Origin of the sequence: Streptomyces sp. HUAS CB01, from assembly GCF_030406905.1 — a bacterium.
Taxonomy (GTDB): domain Bacteria; phylum Actinomycetota; class Actinomycetes; order Streptomycetales; family Streptomycetaceae; genus Streptomyces; species Streptomyces chengbuensis.
Window position 1 is genome coordinate 1,589,160 of the sequence record NZ_CP129137.1, and the last position, 20,841, is coordinate 1,610,000.

16 protein-coding genes and 2 rRNA genes (1 of these 18 cut by a window edge) are annotated in these 20,841 nt (G+C 72.6%); 5 read left to right on the forward strand and 13 right to left on the reverse strand.

The window, feature by feature from the left end; all coding sequences use genetic code 11:
• Positions 1-193: 193 nt before the first annotated feature.
• From QRN89_RS07135 to QRN89_RS07145, 3 genes are all read left to right on the forward strand, one after another.
• Positions 194-1,996 (forward strand): glycoside hydrolase family 15 protein, encoded by a 1,803-nt coding sequence (locus tag QRN89_RS07135; RefSeq protein WP_290353604.1) that lies wholly within the window; start codon positions 194-196, stop codon positions 1,994-1,996.
• An 86-nt stretch (positions 1,997-2,082) separates the two neighbouring features.
• Positions 2,083-3,465 carry an FAD-binding oxidoreductase gene (locus QRN89_RS07140; protein ID WP_290348504.1) on the forward strand — a complete coding sequence of 461 codons (1,383 nt, stop codon included), beginning with the start codon at positions 2,083-2,085 and terminating at the stop codon, positions 3,463-3,465.
• Between the two features lie 40 nt (positions 3,466-3,505).
• On the forward strand, positions 3,506-5,143 hold the full coding sequence (locus QRN89_RS07145) for a PucR family transcriptional regulator (RefSeq protein ID WP_290348505.1): 1,638 nt from the start codon (positions 3,506-3,508) through the stop codon (positions 5,141-5,143).
• Positions 5,144-5,591: 448 nt separating this feature from the next.
• On the opposite strand, the gene QRN89_RS07150 is transcribed toward QRN89_RS07145, so the two are convergent.
• From QRN89_RS07150 to QRN89_RS07170, 5 genes are all read right to left on the reverse strand, one after another.
• Positions 5,592-6,680, reverse strand: a complete 1,089-nt coding sequence (locus QRN89_RS07150; RefSeq protein WP_290348506.1) for a glycosyltransferase family 4 protein — start codon at positions 6,678-6,680, stop codon at positions 5,592-5,594.
• A 459-nt stretch (positions 6,681-7,139) separates the two neighbouring features.
• On the reverse strand, positions 7,140-8,858 hold the full coding sequence (recN, locus tag QRN89_RS07155; protein ID WP_290353605.1) for a DNA repair protein RecN: 1,719 nt from the start codon (positions 8,856-8,858) through the stop codon (positions 7,140-7,142).
• A gap of 269 nt (positions 8,859-9,127) precedes the next feature.
• Positions 9,128-10,045 (reverse strand): NAD kinase, encoded by a 918-nt coding sequence (locus QRN89_RS07160; RefSeq protein ID WP_290353606.1) that lies wholly within the window; start codon positions 10,043-10,045, stop codon positions 9,128-9,130.
• A gap of 20 nt (positions 10,046-10,065) precedes the next feature.
• Entirely contained in the window at positions 10,066-10,881 is an 816-nt protein-coding gene (locus QRN89_RS07165; RefSeq protein WP_290348507.1) for a TlyA family RNA methyltransferase, read from the reverse strand.
• A 7-nt stretch (positions 10,882-10,888) separates the two neighbouring features.
• Positions 10,889-11,302 carry a hypothetical protein gene (locus QRN89_RS07170; protein WP_290348508.1) on the reverse strand — a complete coding sequence of 138 codons (414 nt, stop codon included), beginning with the start codon at positions 11,300-11,302 and terminating at the stop codon, positions 10,889-10,891.
• Between the two features lie 42 nt (positions 11,303-11,344).
• Here QRN89_RS07170 and QRN89_RS07175 point away from each other — a divergent pair, with 42 nt between their 5' ends.
• On the forward strand, positions 11,345-11,692 hold the full coding sequence (locus tag QRN89_RS07175) for an SCP2 sterol-binding domain-containing protein (protein ID WP_290348509.1): 348 nt from the start codon (positions 11,345-11,347) through the stop codon (positions 11,690-11,692).
• A 37-nt stretch (positions 11,693-11,729) separates the two neighbouring features.
• On the opposite strand, the gene QRN89_RS07180 is transcribed toward QRN89_RS07175, so the two are convergent.
• The 4 genes from QRN89_RS07180 to QRN89_RS07195 form a co-directional block, all read right to left on the reverse strand.
• On the reverse strand, positions 11,730-12,584 hold the full coding sequence (locus QRN89_RS07180; RefSeq protein ID WP_356948611.1) for an ABC transporter ATP-binding protein: 855 nt from the start codon (positions 12,582-12,584) through the stop codon (positions 11,730-11,732).
• 59 nt (positions 12,585-12,643) lie between these two features.
• Positions 12,644-13,681 carry a FecCD family ABC transporter permease gene (locus tag QRN89_RS07185; protein WP_290348511.1) on the reverse strand — a complete coding sequence of 346 codons (1,038 nt, stop codon included), beginning with the start codon at positions 13,679-13,681 and terminating at the stop codon, positions 12,644-12,646.
• Positions 13,678-14,739, reverse strand: coding sequence for a FecCD family ABC transporter permease (locus QRN89_RS07190; protein WP_290348512.1), 1,062 nt, complete (start codon positions 14,737-14,739; stop codon positions 13,678-13,680). The genes QRN89_RS07185 and QRN89_RS07190 overlap by 4 nt, the downstream gene beginning before the upstream one ends.
• A gap of 86 nt (positions 14,740-14,825) precedes the next feature.
• On the reverse strand, positions 14,826-15,863 hold the full coding sequence (locus QRN89_RS07195; protein ID WP_290348513.1) for an HAD hydrolase-like protein: 1,038 nt from the start codon (positions 15,861-15,863) through the stop codon (positions 14,826-14,828).
• Between the two features lie 125 nt (positions 15,864-15,988).
• Here QRN89_RS07195 and QRN89_RS07200 point away from each other — a divergent pair, with 125 nt between their 5' ends.
• Positions 15,989-17,269, forward strand: coding sequence for a DUF1015 domain-containing protein (locus tag QRN89_RS07200; RefSeq protein ID WP_290348514.1), 1,281 nt, complete (start codon positions 15,989-15,991; stop codon positions 17,267-17,269).
• Between the two features lie 103 nt (positions 17,270-17,372).
• Here the strand turns inward: QRN89_RS07200 and QRN89_RS07205 are convergent, their stop codons facing one another.
• The 4 genes from QRN89_RS07205 to QRN89_RS07220 all read right to left on the reverse strand — a co-directional run.
• Positions 17,373-18,212, reverse strand: coding sequence for a hypothetical protein (locus QRN89_RS07205; protein ID WP_290353607.1), 840 nt, complete (start codon positions 18,210-18,212; stop codon positions 17,373-17,375).
• On the reverse strand, positions 18,122-19,651 hold the full coding sequence (locus QRN89_RS07210; protein ID WP_290348515.1) for a hypothetical protein: 1,530 nt from the start codon (positions 19,649-19,651) through the stop codon (positions 18,122-18,124). Before QRN89_RS07210 ends, QRN89_RS07205 begins: the two co-directional genes overlap by 91 nt.
• Before the next feature lie 15 nt (positions 19,652-19,666).
• A 5S ribosomal RNA gene (gene rrf / locus QRN89_RS07215) occupies positions 19,667-19,783 on the reverse strand.
• A gap of 110 nt (positions 19,784-19,893) precedes the next feature.
• A 23S ribosomal RNA gene (locus QRN89_RS07220) occupies positions 19,894-20,841 on the reverse strand (it continues 2,173 nt past the right edge of the window).

Consider the following 20,841-nt stretch of genomic DNA (forward strand, 5'->3'; position numbering starts at 1 on the left):
ATCCTGCTCGGACACTTGATTCGGAATATCGCTGCCGAGCCAGGCCGGTGAACGGCACCACCCCCGCCCTTCCCTCACAGTTTCGCCTGGGTGGGACACCCTTCCCGGAGCGAGCTCGTCATCGACCGATTGACCCCCTTGACCGCAGTAAGTGCCACGCTGGGCGGACGTGGCCGTTCGACTGGAGATCCACGTGGCCGGGCGCATCGAGGACTACGCACTCATCGGAGACATGCAGACCGCTGCCCTGGTCTGCCGGGACGGCACAGTCGACTGGCTGTGCCTTCCCCGCTTCGACTCGCATGCCGTCTTCGCAGGTCTTCTCGGCACCGAGGAGCACGGATTCTGGCGTCTCGGGCCGGCGTACCCGGCCGACGCGGAGCCGCCGACGGCCAGCCGCCGCCGGTACCGGGGCGACTCGCTGATCCTGGAATCGGAGTGGGACACGCCACGCGGCACGGTCCGCGTAACGGATTTCATGCCGCCCCGTGACGGCGCGCCCCAGCTGATCCGGATCGTGGAAGGCGTCAGCGGTCGGGTGCCCATGCGGTCGGCCCTGCGGATGCGGTTCAGCTACGGCCGGGTCGTGCCCTGGGTGCACAAGGTCGACAACCGCACGGTCGCCGTCGCGGGCCCCGACTCGGTGTGGCTGGACACCTCCGCCGACACCTACGGCCAGGACCTGACCACCTACTCCGACTTCACGGTCTCCCCCGGTGACCGGCTCGCCTTCACCATCAGCTGGCAGCCGTCCCACCACCAGCCGCCCGCGCTGCCCGACCCCGAGGGGTCGCTGGAGGCCACCGAGGAGTTCTGGCGCGAGTGGGTCGAGCACTGTACGTACCACGGGCCCTACCGTGAGTCGGTGGTCCGCTCGCTGATCACTCTGAAGGCCCTCACGTACGCCCCCACCGGCGGCATCGTCGCCGCGCCCACCACCTCGCTGCCCGAGGAGATCGGCGGCGTACGGAACTGGGACTACCGCTACACCTGGCTGCGCGACGCCGCCATCACCCTCTCCTCGCTGCTGCGCACCGGCTACCGCGAGGAGGCCCGGGCCTGGCGCGAGTGGCTGCTGCGCGCCGTCGCCGGCGACCCGGAGAACCTGCAGATCATGTACGGCATCGCCGGCGAGCGGGAGCTCGGTGAGGCGGAGCTGGACTGGCTGCCCGGCTACGAGGGCTCCGCGCCGGTCCGGGTCGGCAACGGCGCCGCGAACCAGCTCCAGCTGGACGTCTACGGCGAGGTCACCGAGGCCCTGCACCTGGCCCATATGACGGGCCTGTCGCGCAACGACTACGCCTCGGTGCTCCAGCTGAGGCTGATCCGGTACCTGGAGGACCACTGGGACCAGCCCGACGAGGGCATCTGGGAGGTCCGCGGTCCGCGCCGGCACTTCGTGCACTCCAAGGTGATGGCGTGGGTCGCCGTCGACCGCACGATCAAGCTCATCGAGTCCGGCGACGCGGACGGCCCGCTGGACCGCTGGCGCGAGCTGCGCGACGAGATCCACCGCGACGTGTGCGAGAAGGGCTACGACAAGGAGCGCAACACCTTCACGCAGTCCTACGGCTCCAAGGAGCTCGACGCCTCGCTGCTGCTCATCCCCCAGATGGGCTTCCTGCCGCCGGACGACAAGCGCGTCATCGGCACCATCGAGGCGATCCAGCGGGAGCTGTCCACGCCGGACGGCTTCGTGCTGCGCTATCCGACGGCGGGCGACGAGGCCGGCGTCGACGGGCTCGAGGGCGACGAGGGAGCGTTCCTCGCCTGCTCGTTCTGGCTCGCGGACGACCTGGCGATGATCGGCCGCGTCGACGAGGCACGCCGGCTGTTCGAGAAGCTGCTGTCGCTGCGGAACGACCTCGGGCTGCTCGCCGAGGAGTGGGACCCCCGGCTCCAGCGCCAGGTGGGCAACTTCCCGCAGGCGTTCAGCCATGTCCCCCTGATCGACACCGCGCTGCGGCTCACCGCGTCCGGCGCGTACGGCGGCTGACGCCCGCCCCCTTCCGCGGATGTGCGCCGCGGGACCGCTCGTACCTACGATGAGAAGGTCCTGCTCGCGCCCCGGAAGGGGGCATCATGGCGCCCCAACCGTTCGCGGAGCCGGCCCTGACGGGACTCCGCGCATCCCTGGCCGGTGAGGCCATCACCCCGGGCGACGCCGGTTACGACGAGGCCCGGGCGCTCTTCAACGCAATGATCGACCGACGGCCCTCGGTGATCGTCCAGTGCGAGTCCGCGGCCGACGTCGCGACGGCGATCCGCTTCGCCCGCGAACACGATCTCGAACCGGCCGTCCGCGGTGGCGGCCACGGCGTCGCCGGGCCGGCGACCACCGACGGCGGCCTCGTGATCGATCTGCGGCGCATGCACGCCGTCACGGTGGACCCGGACGCCCGTACCGCCCGTGCCGGCGGCGGCGCCACCATGAGCGATCTGGACCGGGCCACCCAGCCGTACGCGCTGGCCACCACGGGCGGACGGGCCTCCACCACCGGTCTGGGCGGCTTCACGCTCGGCGGCGGATCGGGCTGGCTGGAGCGGAAGTTCGGCCTCGCCTGCGACAACCTCCTGGCCGTGGACCTGGTGACGGCAGACGGCACCGAGGTGCACGCGAGCGAGGAGGAGAACCCGGAGCTGTTCTGGGCCCTGCACGGCGGCGGCGGGAACTTCGGCGTGGCCACGTCGCTGACGCTGCGGCTGCACCCGCTGCCCGCCATGTCCGTCGCGTTCCTGTTCTTCCCGGCGGCGCGCGCGGCGGAGGTGCTCCCGGTGTACCGGGATCTGCTGGAGTCCGCGCCCGACGAGATGGGCGGCGGCTTCATCTGCCTCACGGGCCCGCCCGAGGACTTCATGCCCGGGCACCTGGTGGGGCGGGCCGTGGCCCTGGCGCTGGTGACCTATGCCGGTACGGAGCCGGAGCTGCGCAAGGCCGCGGCGCCGCTGCTCGGTCTCGGCCATGAGGCCGAGGTCCTGATGGAGCTTCCGTACGCCGAGCTCCAGTGCATGATCGACGACCCGCCCGGCCTGCGGAACTACTGGTCGGCGGAGTATCTGCGGGCCCTGCCCGACCCGGCGGTGGACGTCTTCTGCGCCCGCACCGACAGCATGATCGTGCCGTCCAACTCCCAGCACATCCTCTTCCCGATGGGCGGGGCGCTCGGCCGCGGCGACCCGGGCTGGCCGCTGCCGTGGCGCACCGCGGCCTGGGTCCTCCATCCCTTCGGCATCTGGGAGGACCCGGCGGACGACGAGCGCGGCCGGCAGTGGGTCCGTGACGCCCGGGCCGATGTCATGCCCTGGTCCGTCGGGCAGGTGTACCTGAACTTCATCGGCGACGAGGGCCGGGACCGTGTGGTGGCCGGATTCGGCGCCGAGAACTACCGGCGGCTCGCCGCCGTCAAGGCCGCTTACGACCCCGACAACGTGTTCCGGCGGAACCACAACATCAAGCCGGGCTGACAGTTGTCCTTCGAACTTTCGCCCAGGTAGCGTCCCGGCAATGGAAACACAGGGCGGGATCACGGTGCAGCGGGCGATCGAACTGCCCGCGCTGCGCGGCGGGCTCCCGGAGGTCGTCGCCGGAGCGGACCGGCTGAACCGCACCGTGCGCTGGGTGCACGCCGGCGAGGTGCCCAACATCGCCTCGCTGCTCAAGGGCGGCGAGCTGCTGCTGACGACGGGGCTCGGTCTGGGCACCCGGCCGGCCGAGCAGCGCGCCTTCGTCCACCGGCTCGCGGACCGGGGCATCGCGGCGCTCGTCGTGGAACTCGGCCCCCGTTTCACCCGGCTCCCCGCGAGTATCGTCGAGGCCGCCAGGACGGCCGGACTGCCGCTGATCCAGCTCCATCGAGAGGTCCCCTTCGTCTCGGTGACCGAGGAGGTCCACACCGAGATCGTCAACGGGCACTACGCCCTGCTCCAGCAGGCGGAAGAGGTGTACCGGCAGTGCACCCAGGCCCTCCTCGAGGGCGGCGGGATCCCCCAGGTACTGCGCCTCCTGGCCGACTTCACCGCCAACCCGGTGTTCCTGGAGACCGCCGACGGCCGGCTGCTGTACGCCGCGGGCACCGGCACCGGTCCGGCCGCGGCGGATCCGCTGCAGGTGTGGGAGGGGCTGCGCGGCCAGCGGTCGGCGCGGGAGGCGGGACCACCGTCGGGATCGGTGCTCGTGGACGTGCCCGGCGGCGGGCTCGGGGCCGGGGCGGTCCGGGCGCGCCTCGTACTGCTCGCCGCGTCCGGGCCGCTCCTCCCGGTGCACCGCATGGCGGCCGAGCGGGCGGCCGGGGTGCTCGCGGTCGTCCTCATGCAGGCCCGGCAGGAGGAGGAGCTGGCGGCGCGCGGCCGCGGCGACTTCCTCACGGATCTCGCCGAGGGCCGCATCGCGGCCGACGACGCGCCCGCCCAGGCGAAGGTCCTGGGCTTCCGGCCCGGCGACGGTCCGCTGCTGCCGGTGGTGATGCGGCTCGCGCCCGAGCTCTCCCCGTCGGGCAACTGGGCGCTGCTGGCCCGGGCGGTGCTGGAGGAGCTGGCCTCGGTCGGGGTTCCGGTACTCCTCGGGGTGCGCCCCGTCGAGGGCCGGGTGCCGCTGCTGCTGGGGCTGCGCTCGGAGTCGGAGCGTACGGCCGTGGCCGACCGCGTCGCGGCCGCGCTGCGCGCCGGCCTGGAACGGGCCGGGATGGCGGGTGCGCCCCGGGCCGGGGTCCATCCGCCGGTGGTCGTGGTCGGCGTCCCCGGCGGCTGGGCGGCGGCCTCGGCGGGCCTGCGGCACGCGGCGGAGACCGCGGCGGCGGCTCAGGGACTGCCCGACCGTCCCTGGTACGACGCCCGCCGCCTCGACATCGACCTGCTGCTGTGGCGGCTGCGGGACCACCCGGACCTCGCCGCTTTCGTGGGCCGCGCGGTCGGCCCGCTCCTGGAGCACGACCGCACGTCCCGCCCGCCGTTGCTGCCCACCCTCCAGACGTTCCTCGCCCATGCGGGCCGCAAGGCGGAGACGGCCCGTGAACTCCATCTCAACCGACAGACCCTCTACAACCGCCTGGCCCGCATCTCCGAACTCCTCGGCACCGATCTGGACGACCCCCAGACGGTCCTGGCCCTCTCCCTGGCCCTGCGCGCCCGCCGCCACACTCTGTGAGCACGGGCCGGACCACCGGGGGTTCCGGCGTTCCGGCGTTCCGGCGTCCGGCGTCCGGCGTTCCGGCGTTCCGGCGTTCCGGCGTCCGGGTGGCGGGAGGGGTGCTCCGGCTCCCGTTCGCTCGGAGCGCTCGGACGCCCGGGAGGGCTGGGACGGAGGCGCGGCCCCGGAGGTGGCCGTGCGCGGACGGCCGGTCGCCGGATTACGGCGACCGGGACCGGATCAGCCGCGTCCGCAGCCGGGGCCGGGGACGGATGAGCCGCGCGACGCGCCGGTCCCCCGGAGCATCCGGGAGATGCGGACCACGCAGAAAACGGCATCGGGCGGCGAGGCAGGCGGAGCCGGGCGGCACCCGGAAGCGGGCTGGGCGCCCTGCGAAGACGGCAGCCTAGGAAGGACGGCGGTCTCGCCGGCCCCGTGGTCCGGGGCACGGTCCCGCCGACCGCGCTCAGGCCCGGCGCGGGCGCGGCGGCTGCGTGAGTTCGTCGTAGATGCTCAGCACCTGGGCGACGGTCTCGTCCTCCGTCGGCCAGGTCGCCGCCTGGACACGGCCCGCCGTCGCGAGCCGGCGGCGGCGCTCGGGGTCCGCCAGCAGCCGGCTGACGGCGGCCGCGAGGGCCACGGCATCGCCGTACGGCACGAGTTCGGCGGCGTTGCCCACCAGTTCGGGCGTGCCGCCGACCTGCGTCGCGACGAGCGGGACGCCCAGTCGGAGCGCCTCCTGGGCGAGGAGCGAGCGGGCCTCCCAACTGCTCGGGAGCAGCGCCAGGTCCGACACCGCCAGCAGCTCGCTGACGTCGTCACGGCGGCCGAGGAGACGTACCGGCAGGCCCTCCCTGTCGATGCGCCGCTGCAGCGCGGCGCGATCCCGCCCCTCCCCCGCGATGGCGACCAGCGGCACCGGGTCCAGCCCGAGCCACCGGTGGGACGCGTCGAGCAGGGTGCTGTGGCCTCGACCTGGTTCGAGCCTGCCGACGGCCGTCAGCAACGGCCGCTCGACCGCGCCGAGTTCGGCCCGCGCCTTGCTCTCGGGCCGGTCCGGGCCGGGGGGCGGTACGGCGACCGGGGCGAGACGCGCGTCGCGCGCGCCCCGGCTCCTGGCCCGGTCCACCAGCTCGGACGACGTACCGAGGACCACCGCCGCGGCCCTCACCACCCGTCGCTCCAGCATCCGCGACACCCTGCCACGCGCGCCCGCCGCCCGGGTCCGGGTGTGCCAGGTGACCACCAGCGGCACGCCCTGCCCGCTGATCGCCAGGGCCGTCCGCACCGCGGCGTCGAGCCCGTGCGCGTGGACGACGTCCGCTCCCGCGCACACCGCCCGGAGCGCCCCGACCGTCGCCGGGTCGCCGCGGCGCGGCACGGGCACGAAGTGCGCCCCGGCGCCGAGGAAGTCGTATTCGTGTTCCAGGGGTGCGGGCGCGCACACGGTCACCCCCACTCCCCGCGCCACCAGGCCCCCGGCCAGTGACCTGACGTGAGCGCTGCTGCCCGCGCTGCCGCCGCCCAGTACCTGGACCGTACGCAGCTGTGTCACGCGCCAAGGATGCCAGTCCGTACGCACGTTCCGGCACCGCCGGGATGTCGTTCCCGTGTCAGGAGCCTCAACAGCCCCGGCCGGATCACCCACACGGGTGAGCGCACACCGGTGGTCATCCGCTCGCCCGAGACGGCTCCGCGCCCGCGATTGCCGGGCGAGGGACGGTCTCGACCGGCGTCCGGCGGCGTGCGACGGGCGACATTGGTGCGCTCCTACCGCGCACGCCGCCGTGCGCGCGCCCGCATCGCGCCGTACACCACCCCAGCGAGGACCACCGCGCGCCGCCCTGCAGCACCGCCCCACGACGGGTCCCGGACGGCCCTTGTGTGCCCGTACGGGCCCCGCGGAGCACGCACGCGTCTTCAGGGCCATCGGCGGCCGTCCCGGGCCGCACCGCTCGCCCTGGGCCGGAGCAGAAGTGGCCTCGCGCCCCGCGGCCCGGTCACACCCGCGCGCTCAGACCTCCGCGCGCGCCGTCGCCAGCAGTTCCTCCGCGTGCGCCCGCGCCGTCTCCGAGTCCTCCTGGCCCGCGAGCATCCGCGACAGCTCGCGCACCCGGTCCTCACCCTCCAGGACCGTGACGCCGGACCGGGTCACCGATCCGTCGTTCGTCTTCTCGACCAGCAGCTGCCGGTCGGCGAACGCCGCGACCTGCGGAAGGTGGGTCACCACGACGACCTGCGCGGTCTTGGCGAGCTTGGCGAGGCGCCGGCCGATCTCCACGGCCGCCTTGCCGCCGACTCCCGCGTCGACCTCGTCGAAGAGGTACGTCGGCACCGGGTCGGTCCCCGCGAAGACGACCTCCACCGCCAGCATCACCCGCGAGAGCTCACCGCCGGACGCGCCCTTGGCGATCGGCCGCGGCTGGGCGCCCGGGTGCGGCGCGAGCAGCAGCTCCACCTCGTCCGCTCCCGACGAGGTGTACGCGACGGTGCGCCCGTTGACCTCGACCCCCTCGGGGTCGTCGGTCTGGCGGATGGCGATGGTGACGCGCGCGTGCGGCATCGCGAGATGCGCCAGCTCCGCCGTCACCGCCTCCGCGAACCGGGCCGCGGCCGCCGTACGGGCGTCCGTCAGTGCCTGGGCGAGACCGGACAGTTCGGCGCGCAGCGCGTCGCGCTCCGCCGTCAGCTCGCCGATCCGGTCGTCGTCGCCCTCCAGCTCGGTGAGCCGGCCGGCGCCTTCCTCGGCCCAGGCCAGGACGGCGTTGACGTCCTCGCCGTACTTGCGGGTGAGCGCCCCGAGCGCGGCCCGCCGTTCCTCGACCGCCGCGAGCCGCAGCGGATCGGCGTCGAGGTCGTCCGCGTATCCGGCGAGTTCGCCCGCCACGTCGCCGAGCAGGATGGAGATCTCGCCCATCCGGTCGGCGAGCGCGGCCAGCGCGGGGTCGTGGGCCCGAACGGCGTCCAGGGCCCGGCCGGCGCCGGCGACGAGGGTCGTCGCGTCGACGCCCTCCGGGTCCTCCGGGTTACCGGCGAGCGCCGCGCGCGCCACGGACGCGGCGGAGGCGAGGGCCTCGGCGTGCCCCAGCCGCTCGGCCTCGGCGGCCAGCTCCACGTCCTCGCCCGCCCTCGGTTCCACGGCCGCGACCTCGTTCAGCCCGAAGCGCAGCAGATCGGCTTCCTGGGCGCGTTCACGGGCACGGGTGGTGAGCTCTGCCAGCTCGGCGGAGACGGCCTTCAGCCGCCGGTACGCGGCCACGTACTTGGCGTGCGGTCCGGCGACCGCGTCGCCCGCGTACCGATCCAGTGCCTGCCGCTGGCGAGCCGCCTTCAGGAGCCCCTGCTGGTCGGTCTGCCCGTGGACGGCGACGAGCTCGTCGGCCAGCTCGGTGAGCATGCCGACCGGCACGGAGCGCCCGCCGAGGTGCGCCCGGGAGCGGCCCTCCGCGGAGATCGTACGGCTGATCAGCAGCGCCCCGTCGTCGAGTTCGGCACCGGCCTCCTCGGCCCGCACGGCCACGGAGGCGTCGGCGGGTACGGTGACCCGCCCCTCCACGACGGCCGACTTGGCGCCGATCCGTACGAGGGCGGGGTCGGCGCGCCCGCCGAGCAGCAGCCCGAGGCTGGTGACGACCATGGTCTTGCCCGCACCGGTCTCACCCGTGACCGCCGTGAACCCCGGCGACAGCTCGACGACGGCGTCGTCGATGACCCCGAGCGACCGTATCCGCATCTCCTCCAACACGGGGAAGACCTTACGAGGTCCGGGGCCGGGTGTGCGACGGCCCCCGCCTCCCGGGTACGCAGCCGCAGGTCGGCGCGGCCGTCATCACCCGTGGGAGTGGCCCGCGGATCCCGGAGCCACGGGCCGGGAGGAGGACGAGGACACGGGCCGGGAGCGAGGGAAGCGAACCGGGGCGGGGAGCCCGGCCCCGGCTCACCCGCCGCCGTCCATCCCGGAGCGGGCCCTCACCCGTCGCGGGACCGGCCGCCCGCCTCGCGTCAGGTGTCGCCGTGCGGCGCGCCCCGCCAGCCCGAGACGGGCAGCGCGAACTTCGCCACCAGCCGGTCGGTGAACGAGGCGTGGTGCAGCCGGGCCAGGCGTACGGGCACCTCGCCGCGTCGCACCTCCACCCGAGCGGCGGCCGGGAGCTCCACGGCGCGGCGCCCGTCGCACCACAGCACACCGTGCGGGGTGTTCGGCTGCACCTCCACCGCGAGCACCGACGAGGGCGATGTGACCAGGGGCTTCGCGAACAGCGCGTGGGCGCTGATCGGCACCATCAGCAGCGCCTCGACCTCGGGCCACACCACCGGCCCGCCCGCCGAGAACGCGTACGCGGTCGACCCGGTCGGGGTGGCACACACGATGCCGTCGCAGCCGAAGCCGGTCACCGGGCGCCCGTCGATCTCCAGGACGACCTCGAGCATCCGCTCGGGGGAGACCTTCTGCACGGCGGCCTCGTTCAGCGCCCAGTCACGGTGCACGATGTCGCCGTTGCGGCGGACGGCCACGTCGATGGTCATCCGCTCCTCGACCTCGTACTCCCGCGTCACGACGCGGTCGACGACCTTGTCCAGGTCGTCCCGCTCGGCCTCCGCGAGGAAGCCGACCCTCCCCAGGTTGACCCCCAGCATCGGGACCCCGGAGGCGCGGGCGAACTCGGCCCCCCGGAGCAGGGTGCCGTCACCGCCGAGCACGATGAGCAGCTCGCACCCGTCGAGCACCTCGGGCGTCGCCTCGGGCACGGTCTCCACGGACTGCGGCAGCGGGAGGTCGGCGGCCTCGAAGGCGAGCACCCGCACCCCGATGCCCGCGCGCAGCAGGCCCTGGACGACGAGTTCGGCGCTGCGGATCGCCGCGGCCCGGCCCGTGTGGGCCAGCAGGAACACGGTACGGGTCCGTGTCCGGGTGTCCATGATGGTCTCGCTCGTATCGGTCAACGCGGCCCCTCCGCCACTGCGCGCTCGACGTCCGCCGGGTCGAGATCCGGTGCTCCGGCCCGGAGCCAGAGAAAGTACTCGACATTGCCCGAGGGTCCCGGCAGCGGGCTCGCGGTCACTCCCAGCACGCCGAGCCCCAGCTCGGCGGCCTGCCGTGCCACGGTCCGCACCGCCTCGGCACGCAGCTCCGGGCTGCGGACCACTCCGCCGCTGCCGAGGCGCTCCTTGCCGACCTCGAACTGCGGCTTGACCATGAGGACGAGATCGGCGGCGGGCGTCGCGCAGCGCACCAGCGCGGGCAGCACCAGGCCCAGCGGGATGAAGGACAGGTCCCCGACGATCAGGTCCACCGCCTCCCCGCCGATCGCCTCCAGGGTCAACTCGCGCACATTCGTACGGTCCTTGACCGTCACGCGTTCATCGCTCCGGAGGGACCAGGCGAGCTGTCCGTAACCGACGTCGACGGCGACGACACGGGAGGCGCCGGCCCGCAGGAGCACATCGGTGAACCCGCCCGTGGAGGCACCCGCGTCCAGCGCCCGCCGGCCCTCGGTCTTCAGCCCCGCGGGGACGAAGGCCGCGAACGCGCCCGCGAGCTTGTGGCCGCCGCGAGAGACGTACTCGGGGTCGCCGTCGTCCTGGGCGACGACGATGGCGGCACTGGTCTCGACCTGGGTGGCGGGCTTCCCGGCGGTGTTGCCGCCGACGGTCACCCGCCCCGCCGCGATCAGCTGGCTCGCGTGCTCGCGCGAGCGGGCGAGCTTGCGGCGTACCAGCTCGGCGTCGAGACGGCGGCGTGCCACTCCTGCCACGTTCGGTTCAGCTCCTGTGGTCGTGCGATTCGTCCGGTCGGGCGTCCAGCGCGGTCAGAGTGTCGCGGAGCCCTCTGTGTACATCCTCGTACACCTCCAGGTGGCCGTCCGCCGGGAGGTGGTCGGCGTCGGCCAGCCGCTCGAGGTGCGCGTCGACCCCGGCGTGGCCGGTGGCTGCGCGCTCGACGCCCAGGGGCGCGGGGGCGGCCGGGTCGTACGTCTCCTCGCGCGCCGAACCGCCCGGGGCGCCACTCCCGGCGTCCTCCTCGCCGGACGGCTCGCCGTCGCCGGGCCCGGGCACGTGTCCCGCGCGCGGAAGGCCCGCCGCCGGCCCGGGCACCGGGAACGGCGCCCCTGTACCGCCGGGCGCCGCCCCGGACGCCTCGTGCGCCGTCCGGGACGTGTCCATCGAGTCGCTCATGCCCAGACGCTACCGCGAAGCCCTGGGGTACCGTCGATCACGATGGCGACGACAGAGGAGTGCCGCGGCGCACTCGACAGACTTTCGGACAATCTCGCGAAGGCGGACGGGGACGTGCGCAGCGCGGCCTCGCTCGACCGTTCCCTGAGCTGCCACATCAAGGACCTGGACGTCACCTTCACCGGACGCCTCTCGGCCGGCCGGATCGAGGTCCTCGACACGCTCGACGGGCCGCCTCCCGAGAAGGCCGACATCCGGCTCGCGATGACCGGCGACGACCTGGTGGCGATGGTCGACGGGCAGCTGAACTTCGCGAAGGCCTGGGCCTCGGGCCGGGTCGGGCTCGAGGCCGGCTTCCGCGATCTGCTGCGCCTGCGGGCACTGCTGTGACGACGGCGCTGCCGCACACCGTCCCGGCCACGCCGTCTCAGGACGCCGCCGCGGCCGTCTCCGCCGAGGCGCCCGGGCCGGACGGCCGCGACGCGTCCGAGGCGGCCCTGCCGCGCCGCGCCAGCGGCACCACCAGCGGCGTACCGGTCTCCGGGTCGTCGATGACCTGGGAGCGGACCCCGAAGACCCGCTCGACGAGCTCGGCCGTGACGACGTCCCCGGGCGCTCCCTCCGCGGCGATCCTCCCGCCCCGCATCGCGATCAGATGGGTCGCGTAGCGCGCGGCCTGGTTGAGGTCGTGCAGCACCGCCACGAGCGTGCGGCCCTGTGTCTCGTGCAGTTCGGCGCAGAGGTCGAGGATCTCCAGCTGGTGCTGGATGTCGAGGAAGGTGGTCGGCTCGTCGAGCAGCAGCAGCGGCGTCTGCTGCGCGAGCGCCATCGCGATCCAGACGCGCTGGCGCTGACCCCCGGACAGCTCGTCCACATGGCGGTCGGCCAGCTCGGCGACGCCGGTCGCCGCCATCGACTCCTGGACGATCCGCTCGTCGTCCGGCGACCACTGGCGCAGCAGGCCCTGGTGCGGGTACCGGCCGCGGGCCACCAGGTCCCCGACGGTGATGCCGTCCGGCGCCACCGACGACTGCGGCAGCAGGCCGAGCGTCCGCGCGACCTTCTTCGCCGGCATCGAGTGGATCGTCTGCCCGTCCAGCAGCACCCGGCCCTGACTGGGCTTCAGCATCCGTGAGAGCGCCCGCAGCAGGGTGGACTTGCCGCAGGCGTTCGGGCCGACGATGACCGTGAAGGAGTTGTCGGGTATCTCGACCGAGAGGTCCTCGGCGATCACCCGCCGGTCGTAGGCGAGGGTGACCGATTCCGCGGTGAGGCGCTGCATGGACGTACTCCTGGAGGTCTTCTGGTGCGGGTCTGCGCTCCTGCGCCCGGCGCTGGCCGTCATATCCGGCCCGCCTTGCGTTCGGTGACGAGCAGCCAGAGCAGGTAGACGCCGCCGAGCACCCCGGTGACGACACCGACCGGGAGCTGGCGGTCGCCGAACGCCGAGGTGGCGACCCAGTCCGCGACGACCAGCAGGGCGGCGCCCATCATGGCGCTCGCGGCCAGGTTCGGCCCGGGCGACCGCGTCAGCCGGCGGGCGAGTTGCGGGGCGCTGAGCGCGACGAAGACGATCGGGCCGGCCGCCGCCGTGGCCACGGCGGTGAGCAGCACCGCGGAGCCCGTCAGCACGGCGCGGGTCCGTTCGACCCTGATCCCGAGCGCATACGCCGCGTCGTCGCCCATCTCCAGCATCCGCAGGGGCCGCCCGTACGCCAGCGACAGCGGGACGAACACCGCGCAGACGGCGAGCAGCGGCCAGAACTGGCTCCAGTCGCGGCCGTCGAGGGAACCCGTCATCCATACGACGGCGCGGGTGGCGTCGACGAGATTGGCCTTGGTGATGAGGTAGTGGATGGCGCCGGTGAGCATGGCGGCGATGCCGATGCCGATCAGCACGAGCCGGTAGCCGTGCACGCCCCGCTTCCAGGCGAGGAGGTAGACGACGGCGCCGGTGACCAGGCCGCCGACGATCGCGCCGCCCGCGGTGGCGAAGGCGTCGCCCTTGAACAGCACGATCACCGTCAGCGCGCCGACGGTCGAGCCCTGACCGAACCCGAGCACGTCCGGACTGCCCAGCGGATTGCGGGAGATGGACTGGAAGAGCGCCCCGCCGACCGCGAGCGCCGCGCCGACCAGCAGCGCCACGAGGACCCGCGGCAGCCGTACGTCCCGGACGATGAACTCGTGCGCGGGTGTGCCGTCGCCGAGCAGGGTGGCGACGACCTCGCCGGGCGTCATCGGGAAGTCGCCGCTGCCGACGAGCACGACGGCGACGGCCAGCGCCGCGGCGAGGAGCAGCAGGACGACGAGGGCCGCCCTCGGGTCCACACGGACGGACAGCCCGCCCGGGGTGCGTATCGCTTTCACGGCCCTCACAGCTGCGCCATCCTCTTGCGGCGTACGAGATAGATGAACACGGGGCCGCCGATGAACGCGGTGACGACGCCGACCTGCAGCTCCGAGGGACGGGCGACCACGCGGCCGACGACGTCCGACCCGAGCAGCAGCACCGGCGACAGCACCGCGGCGTACGGGAGGATCCAGCGCATGTCGGGGCCCGTGATGGCCCGGACGAGATGCGGGACCATCAGCCCGATGAAGACGATGGGCCCGCAGGCGGCGGTCGCCGCCCCGCACAGCAGGGTGACCGCGACCATGGCCAGCACCCGCGTCCGGGTCAGATGGGCGCCCAGCGCACGCGCGGTGTCGTCGCCCATCTCCAGGGCGTTGAGGGGCCGTGCGATCAGCAGGGCCAGCACCACCCCGGCGCCGATGAACGGCGCCACCTTGCCGATCGTCGCGGGATCGGCCGAGGCGAGCGAGCCGACGGTCCAGAAGCGCAGCCGGTCCAGCGCGGCCGAGTCCAGCAGCTGTACGGCGTTGACGTAGCCGAAGAGCGCGGCCGTGGCGGCCGTGCCGGCGAGTGCGAGCCGTACCGGGGTGGCGCCTCGGCTCCCGCCCAGCACGTACACGACCACCGAGACCACACCGGCGCCGAGGAAGGCGAACCAGACGTACTCGGTGATCGAGGTGACGTCGAGGAAGCTGATGGCGGTGACGACCGCGGCGGCCGCGCCCGCGTTGACCCCGAGCAGGCCGGGCTCGGCGAGCGGGTTGCGGGTCAACGCCTGCATCACCGCGCCGGCAAGCCCCAGGGCGACACCCACCAACAGGCCCAGCACCGTGCGCGGCACCCGGACATCGCGGATCACCACGTCGTTGCCGGTGCCGGAGTTCTGGAAGAGCCCGTGCCACACATCGGCGACCGGTACCGACTTGGCACCGATCGCGATGCTCGCGACACAGACCAGCAGCAGGACACCGAGGGCGAGCAGCAGGCCGGCCGCGCGCAGCGCATGGCGCTTGCGCGGCTCGGACGCGGATGCCGCGGCCGTCCGGTCCGCGCTCTGTTCGGGAGGACTGTCGACCAACACGCGGTTAGGTTAGCCTATCCTCCCATAGTGCTCTGATCGGGGCGCCGTCCGGACCCCCTCCCACCGGACCTTTCCCGCGCGGCCGTTCACCAGCCGAGCCGGGCCAGCGCCTTGCCCGCGTCCACCGAGCCGGACCGGTCCCCCGCGTGGGTCCACGCCGCCGCGCACAACGCCCGCAGCCCGTCGAGCCGTTGGCCGTCACCTTCGATCACGAGCGCGTCGCCCCGCACGGACGCCGTCCAGCCGCCGCACACGAACCCCCCGTCCGGAGAACCGGCGGGCTCCACCGCGGGCTGACCGGTGAGCAGCCCCCGCAGGTCCTCGTCCACATAGGTCGGCCGGTGCTTCGGCTCCGCCCGAAGCAGTTGCGCCGGGTCCGTCACCCCGGTCAGCACGAGCAGCGAGTCCACGCCGCCGTTGCACGCGCCCTCGATGTCGGTGTCGAGCCGGTCCCCCACCACCAGCGGCCGCTCGGCACCCGTCCGCAGGATCGTCTCCCGGTGCATCGGCGTCAGCGGCTTCCCCGCGATCTGCGGCGCGCCACCGGTCGCGATCCGCACGACCTCGACCGCCGCGCCGTTCCCCGGCGCGATCCCGCGGGCACTCGGGATCGTCAGGTCCGTGTTGGAGGCGAACCACGGCACCCCGCGTGCCACCGCGTACGAGGCCTCCGCCAGCCGTCCCCACGGCAGCTCCGGCCCGCCGTACCCCTGAACGACCGCCGCCGGGTCGTCGTCGGCCGAGTCCACCGGCTCCAGACCGCGCTCGCACAGCGCCACGCGCAGCCCCTCACCGCCGATGACCAGCACCCGCGAACCGGCCGGGACCTGTTCGGCGATCAGCCGTGCCACGGCCTGCGCCGAGGTGATGACATCGCCCGCCTCCGCCGGCACACCCAGCTCGGTGAGGTGCTCCGCCACCGCGTCCGGCGTCCGCAGGGCGTTGTTCGTGACGTACGCCAGATGCATGCCGCCGTCACGCGCGGTCTCCAGGGACGCCACCGCGTGCGCGATGGCCTCCCCGCCGGCGTACACCACCCCGTCGAGATCGAGCAGAGCCGTGTCGTACACCTCGCTCAGCGCCCGTGCGCTGCCACTCGGCCTGGTCCTGCCCCGCTCGCCCATGCTGGTCCGCTCCTCACTCCCGGCTCCCGGTCCACCCGGCCGGGGGCCATCGATCGGCGGCGCGTCCCGATCGCCGCGCACTCCCCCGATCATCGCGCATCGCCCCGGCCACATACGATGCTCCAATGAGCACGCGAGGTGACAGGGCAGCCGAGGGTCTGCACATGGTCCCGTTCCGTGGACTGCGCTACGTCCCCGAGCGGGTCGGCAGTCTGGCCGCCGTCACCTCGCCCCCGTACGACGTCGTCGTGCGGCCCGACGGCCTGCACCACCTGGAGTCCGCGGACCCGTACAACATCGTCCGGCTGATCCTCCCCCAGGCGGCGACCGCCACCGCGCGCCACGAACAGGCCGCAGAGACCCTGGACCGCTGGGTCGCCGAGGGCGTCCTCGCCCCCGACCCGCAGCCCGCGCTGTACGTCTACGAGCAGCGCAGGGGCGTCATCCTGCAGCGCGGCATCATCGGGGCGCTGGCACTGTCGGCCCCCGATGAGGGCATCGTCCTCCCGCACGAGGACGTGATGCCGCACGTGGTGGCCGACCGCACGGCCCTGATGCGCACCACCGGCGCCAATCTCGAACCCCTGCTGCTCACCTACCGCAGCGACGGCCCGGCGAACGGGGCGAGCGCGGTCATCGAGCGCGTCATCCACGAGGAGCCGCTGCTGTCGACGACGACCGAGGACGGGTTCAGTCACCGCCTCTGGTCGGTCACCGACGCCGGCGACCTCGAGGAGATCGCCTCCGACCTCGCCCGCCAGCAGGCCCTCATCGCCGACGGCCACCACCGATGGGCCACCTACCTCCGGCTCCGCGACGAGCAGCCCGCGCCCGGGGCCTGGAACTTCGGCCTGGTCCTGCTCATCGACACCGCGCGCTATCCCCTCCAGGTCCGTGCGATCCACCGGCTGCTGAACCGGCTGCCGGTCGCGGACGCGCTCGCCGCCGTCGACGGGATCTTCCGCGTCCGCGAGATCGACGGGCCGCTGTCGCATGCCCTCGGCGCCCTGGCGGAGGCGGTCGGCGAGGGCAACGCGTACGTCCTCGCCGGAGACGGCCGCTTCCATCTGCTCGACCGCCCCGACCCCGCGCTTCTGGAGCGCACGGTCCCGGCCGACCGCCCGGACGCCTGGCGCCGGCTCGACGCCACGGTCCTCCACGCCACCCTGCTGGAGCGGGTCTGGCACATCCCGGACTCCCCCGAGGAGATCACCTACATCCACGACACGGAGGCCGCGGTCGTCCAGGCCGAGCGCCGGGGAGGCACGGCCGTCCTGATGCATCCGGTACGCGAGGAGGTCGTACGGGACCTGGCCCGGCAGGGTGTGACGATGCCCCGCAAGTCGACGTCCTTCGGCCCGAAGCCGGCGACGGGCCTGGTACTGCGCAGCCTGAACCTGGACTGAGAGCGCGAACGCCGCAGAGGACGAAAAAGGGCCCGGCCCCTGAGCGGAATCGCTCAGGGGCCGGGCCCTTTCTGCGGACGCGCAACCGTGACGCGCGGCGGGATCAGGCCTTGTCGCCGTCACCCTGGGCGTCGTCGTCCTGCTCGTCGTCGTGCTCGTCCTGCTCGTCGGCCTTGTCGTCCTTGTCGTCCTCGGAGGCGGCGCGCGGGGCCTCGGGGGCGTCGGCCTCGTCCGCCTCCTCGGCGTCCTCCTCGGCGCCGGTGCCCGTCTCGCTCCCGGTGTCGGCGTCGTTCTCGTCGACCAGCGCGTCGACGAACTCCACCCCGTCCAGCTCGGCAAGCCGGTCGGAGGCGTCGGTCGAACCGTCCTTGTCCGCCTCGACCGCCTTAGCGAACCACTCCCGTGCCTCGGGCTCCCGGTCGGCCGCGAGAAGTGCGTCCGCGTACGCGTACCGAAGGCGCGCGGTCCACGGCTGCACTGCGTTGGACGCCAGCTCAGGGCTCTGCAGCGTCACGATCGCCGCGTCCACCTGGCCCATGTCGCGCCGGGCACCCGCGGCGACGAGCCGCATCTCGACCTGGCCCGCCTTGTCGAGCTTCTGCACCTCGGCCTCACCGGCCATCGCGAGCGCCCGCTCGGGCCGGCCCATGCCGCGCTCGCAGTCGGCCATGACGGGCCACAGCTCGACACTGCCGGTCATCCGGCGCGCGGCACGGAACTCCGCCAGGGCCTCCGAGTACCGCTGCGTCGCGTACGCGGCGAAACCGGCGGCCTCACGCACAGCGGCCACCCGGGAGGCGAGCCGCAGCGCCACGCGCGAGTACCCGTACGCCTGCTCCGGCTCCTCGTCGATCAGGCGCGCGACCATGACGAGGTTCCTCGCGACGTCCTCGGCGAGCGTCTTGGGCAGGCTCTGCAGCTCCTGCCGGACGTCCTTGTCGATCTCCTCGCCGGTGACGTCCTCGGGGATCGGCAGCCGCTTGATCGGCTCCCGGTCCCGGCCGCGATCGTCCCTACGGTCGTCGCTACGGCCGTAGCCCCCGCGGTCGTCGCGACCGCGGTAGCCCCCACGCGACCGGTCGTCGCGCCGGTCGTCCCGACGCGGCCCACGCGGCCGGTCCTCACGGCGGCCGTAACCCCCGCGGTCGTCATCACGACGCGGACCACGATCGTCACGACGGTCGTCCCGACGGAAACCCCCGCGGTCGTCGTCCCGACGAGGCCCGCGATCGTCACGACGGTCGTCCCGACGGAAACCCCCGCGGTCGTCGTCCCGACGAGGCCCGCGATCGTCACGACGGTCATCGCGACGGAAACCACCACGGTCGTCGTCCCGACGAGGCCCGCGATCGTCACGACGGTCATCGCGACGGAAACCACCACGGTCGTCGTCCCGACGAGGCCCGCGATCGTCACGACGGTCATCGCGACGGAAACCACCACGGTCGTCGTCCCGACGAGGCCCGCGATCGTCACGACGGTCATCGCGACGGAAACCACCACGGTCGTCGTCCCGACGAGGCCCGCGATCGTCACGACGGTCGTCCCGACGGAAACCACCACGGTCGTCGTCACGACGAGGCCCGCGATCGTCACGACGGTCATCGCGACGGAAACCACCACGGTCGTCGTCACGACGAGGACCACGATCGTCACGACGGTCATCGCGACGGAAACCACCACGGTCGTCGTCACGACGAGGACCACGATCATCACGACGCGGACCACGGTCGTCATCACGACGAGGCCCGCGATCATCACGACGCCCGTAACCACCTCGGTCATCACGACGGAAACCACCACGGTCGTCGTCGCGACGCGGACCGCCGTAACCGCCACGGCTCTCACGACGGAAGCCCCCGCGGTCGTCGTCCCGACGAGGCCCGCGATCGTCACGACGGTCATCGCGACGGAAACCGCCCCGGTCGTCATCACGACGCGGACCACGGTCGTCATCACGACGAGGCCCGCGGTCATCACGACGGTCATCACGACGACCATAGGAACGGTCGTCGCGGGGGAAACGGCCGTCCCGGCTGTCGTCCCGCCTGTCGTCACGGCGGCCGTAGCCCCGATCGTCGCGGGGGAAGGAACCCCCACGGTCCCGGTCGTCGCGGCGGAAACCACCGCGGTCGTCGCGACGGAAGCCGCCTCCACGGTTGTCGTCACGACGAGGGCCCCCGCGATAGCCGCCCCGGTCGCCGCCGCCGTCGCGGCGGCGCGGCTCGCGCTCGGGACGATCGTCGGCTGAGTTGGTGGGCATCGGTGAGGCTCCTGTCTTCGGGTACCGCAGTCAATTCTCGCGCAGCCGGCCAACCGGCGCGCTTCGGGAAAAAGCACAAAACAAAAAGGACCCGTGGTCCAGCTGAACGCTGGGACCACGGGTCCTGAAAGATTGTTCGGCGGCGTCCTACTCTCCCACAGGGTCCCCCCTGCAGTACCATCGGCGCTGAAAGGCTTAGCTTCCGGGTTCGGAATGTAACCGGGCGTTTCCCTAACGCTATGACCACCGAAACCCTATCGGGTTCGAGCGAACAAGCACACTTTTCAATTGATCAAGTGAATCTGGTTCGACCGGTGCGACTGTTCGCAACCCGGGAACCACACAGTGGACGCGAGCAACTGAGGACAAGCCCTCGGCCTATTAGTACCGGTCAACTCCACCAGTCACCTGGCTTCCATATCCGGCCTATCAACCCAGTCGTCTACTGGGAGCCTTACCCCATCAAGTGGGTGGGAGTCCTCATCTCGAAGCAGGCTTCCCGCTTAGATGCTTTCAGCGGTTATCCCTCCCGAACGTAGCCAACCAGCCATGCCCTTGGCAGGACAACTGGCACACCAGAGGTTCGTCCGTCCCGGTCCTCTCGTACTAGGGACAGCCCTTCTCAAGACTCCTACGCGCACAGCGGATAGGGACCGAACTGTCTCACGACGTTCTAAACCCAGCTCGCGTACCGCTTTAATGGGCGAACAGCCCAACCCTTGGGACCGACTCCAGCCCCAGGATGCGACGAGCCGACATCGAGGTGCCAAACCATCCCGTCGATATGGACTCTTGGGGAAGATCAGCCTGTTATCCCCGGGGTACCTTTTATCCGTTGAGCGACGGCGCTTCCACAAGCCACCGCCGGATCACTAGTCCCGACTTTCGTCCCTGCTCGACCCGTCGGTCTCACAGTCAAGCTCCCTTGTGCACTTACACTCAACACCTGATTGCCAACCAGGCTGAGGGAACCTTTGGGCGCCTCCGTTACCCTTTAGGAGGCAACCGCCCCAGTTAAACTACCCATCAGACACTGTCCCTGATCCGGATCACGGACCCAGGTTAGACATCCAGCACGACCAGAGTGGTATTTCAACGACGACTCCACCTGAACTGGCGTCCAAGCTTCACAGTCTCCCACCTATCCTACACAAGCCGAACCGAACACCAATATCAAACTGTAGTAAAGGTCCCGGGGTCTTTCCGTCCTGCTGCGCGAAACGAGCATCTTTACTCGTAGTGCAATTTCACCGGGCCTATGGTTGAGACAGTCGAGAAGTCGTTACGCCATTCGTGCAGGTCGGAACTT

Coding starts and splice junctions, on each gene's coding strand:
- QRN89_RS07140 (WP_290348504.1), top strand. CDS start 2,083: ATGGCGCCCCAACCGTTCGCGGAGCCGGCCCTGACGGGACTCCGCGCA.
- QRN89_RS07145 (WP_290348505.1), top strand. CDS start 3,506: ATGGAAACACAGGGCGGGATCACGGTGCAGCGGGCGATCGAACTGCCC.
- recN (WP_290353605.1), bottom strand. CDS start 8,858: ATGCGGATACGGTCGCTCGGGGTCATCGACGACGCCGTCGTCGAGCTG.
- QRN89_RS07160 (WP_290353606.1), bottom strand. CDS start 10,045: ATGGACACCCGGACACGGACCCGTACCGTGTTCCTGCTGGCCCACACG.
- QRN89_RS07170 (WP_290348508.1), bottom strand. CDS start 11,302: ATGAGCGACTCGATGGACACGTCCCGGACGGCGCACGAGGCGTCCGGG.
- QRN89_RS07175 (WP_290348509.1), top strand. CDS start 11,345: ATGGCGACGACAGAGGAGTGCCGCGGCGCACTCGACAGACTTTCGGAC.
- QRN89_RS07180 (WP_356948611.1), bottom strand. CDS start 12,584: ATGCAGCGCCTCACCGCGGAATCGGTCACCCTCGCCTACGACCGGCGG.
- QRN89_RS07195 (WP_290348513.1), bottom strand. CDS start 15,863: ATGGGCGAGCGGGGCAGGACCAGGCCGAGTGGCAGCGCACGGGCGCTG.
- QRN89_RS07200 (WP_290348514.1), top strand. CDS start 15,989: ATGAGCACGCGAGGTGACAGGGCAGCCGAGGGTCTGCACATGGTCCCG.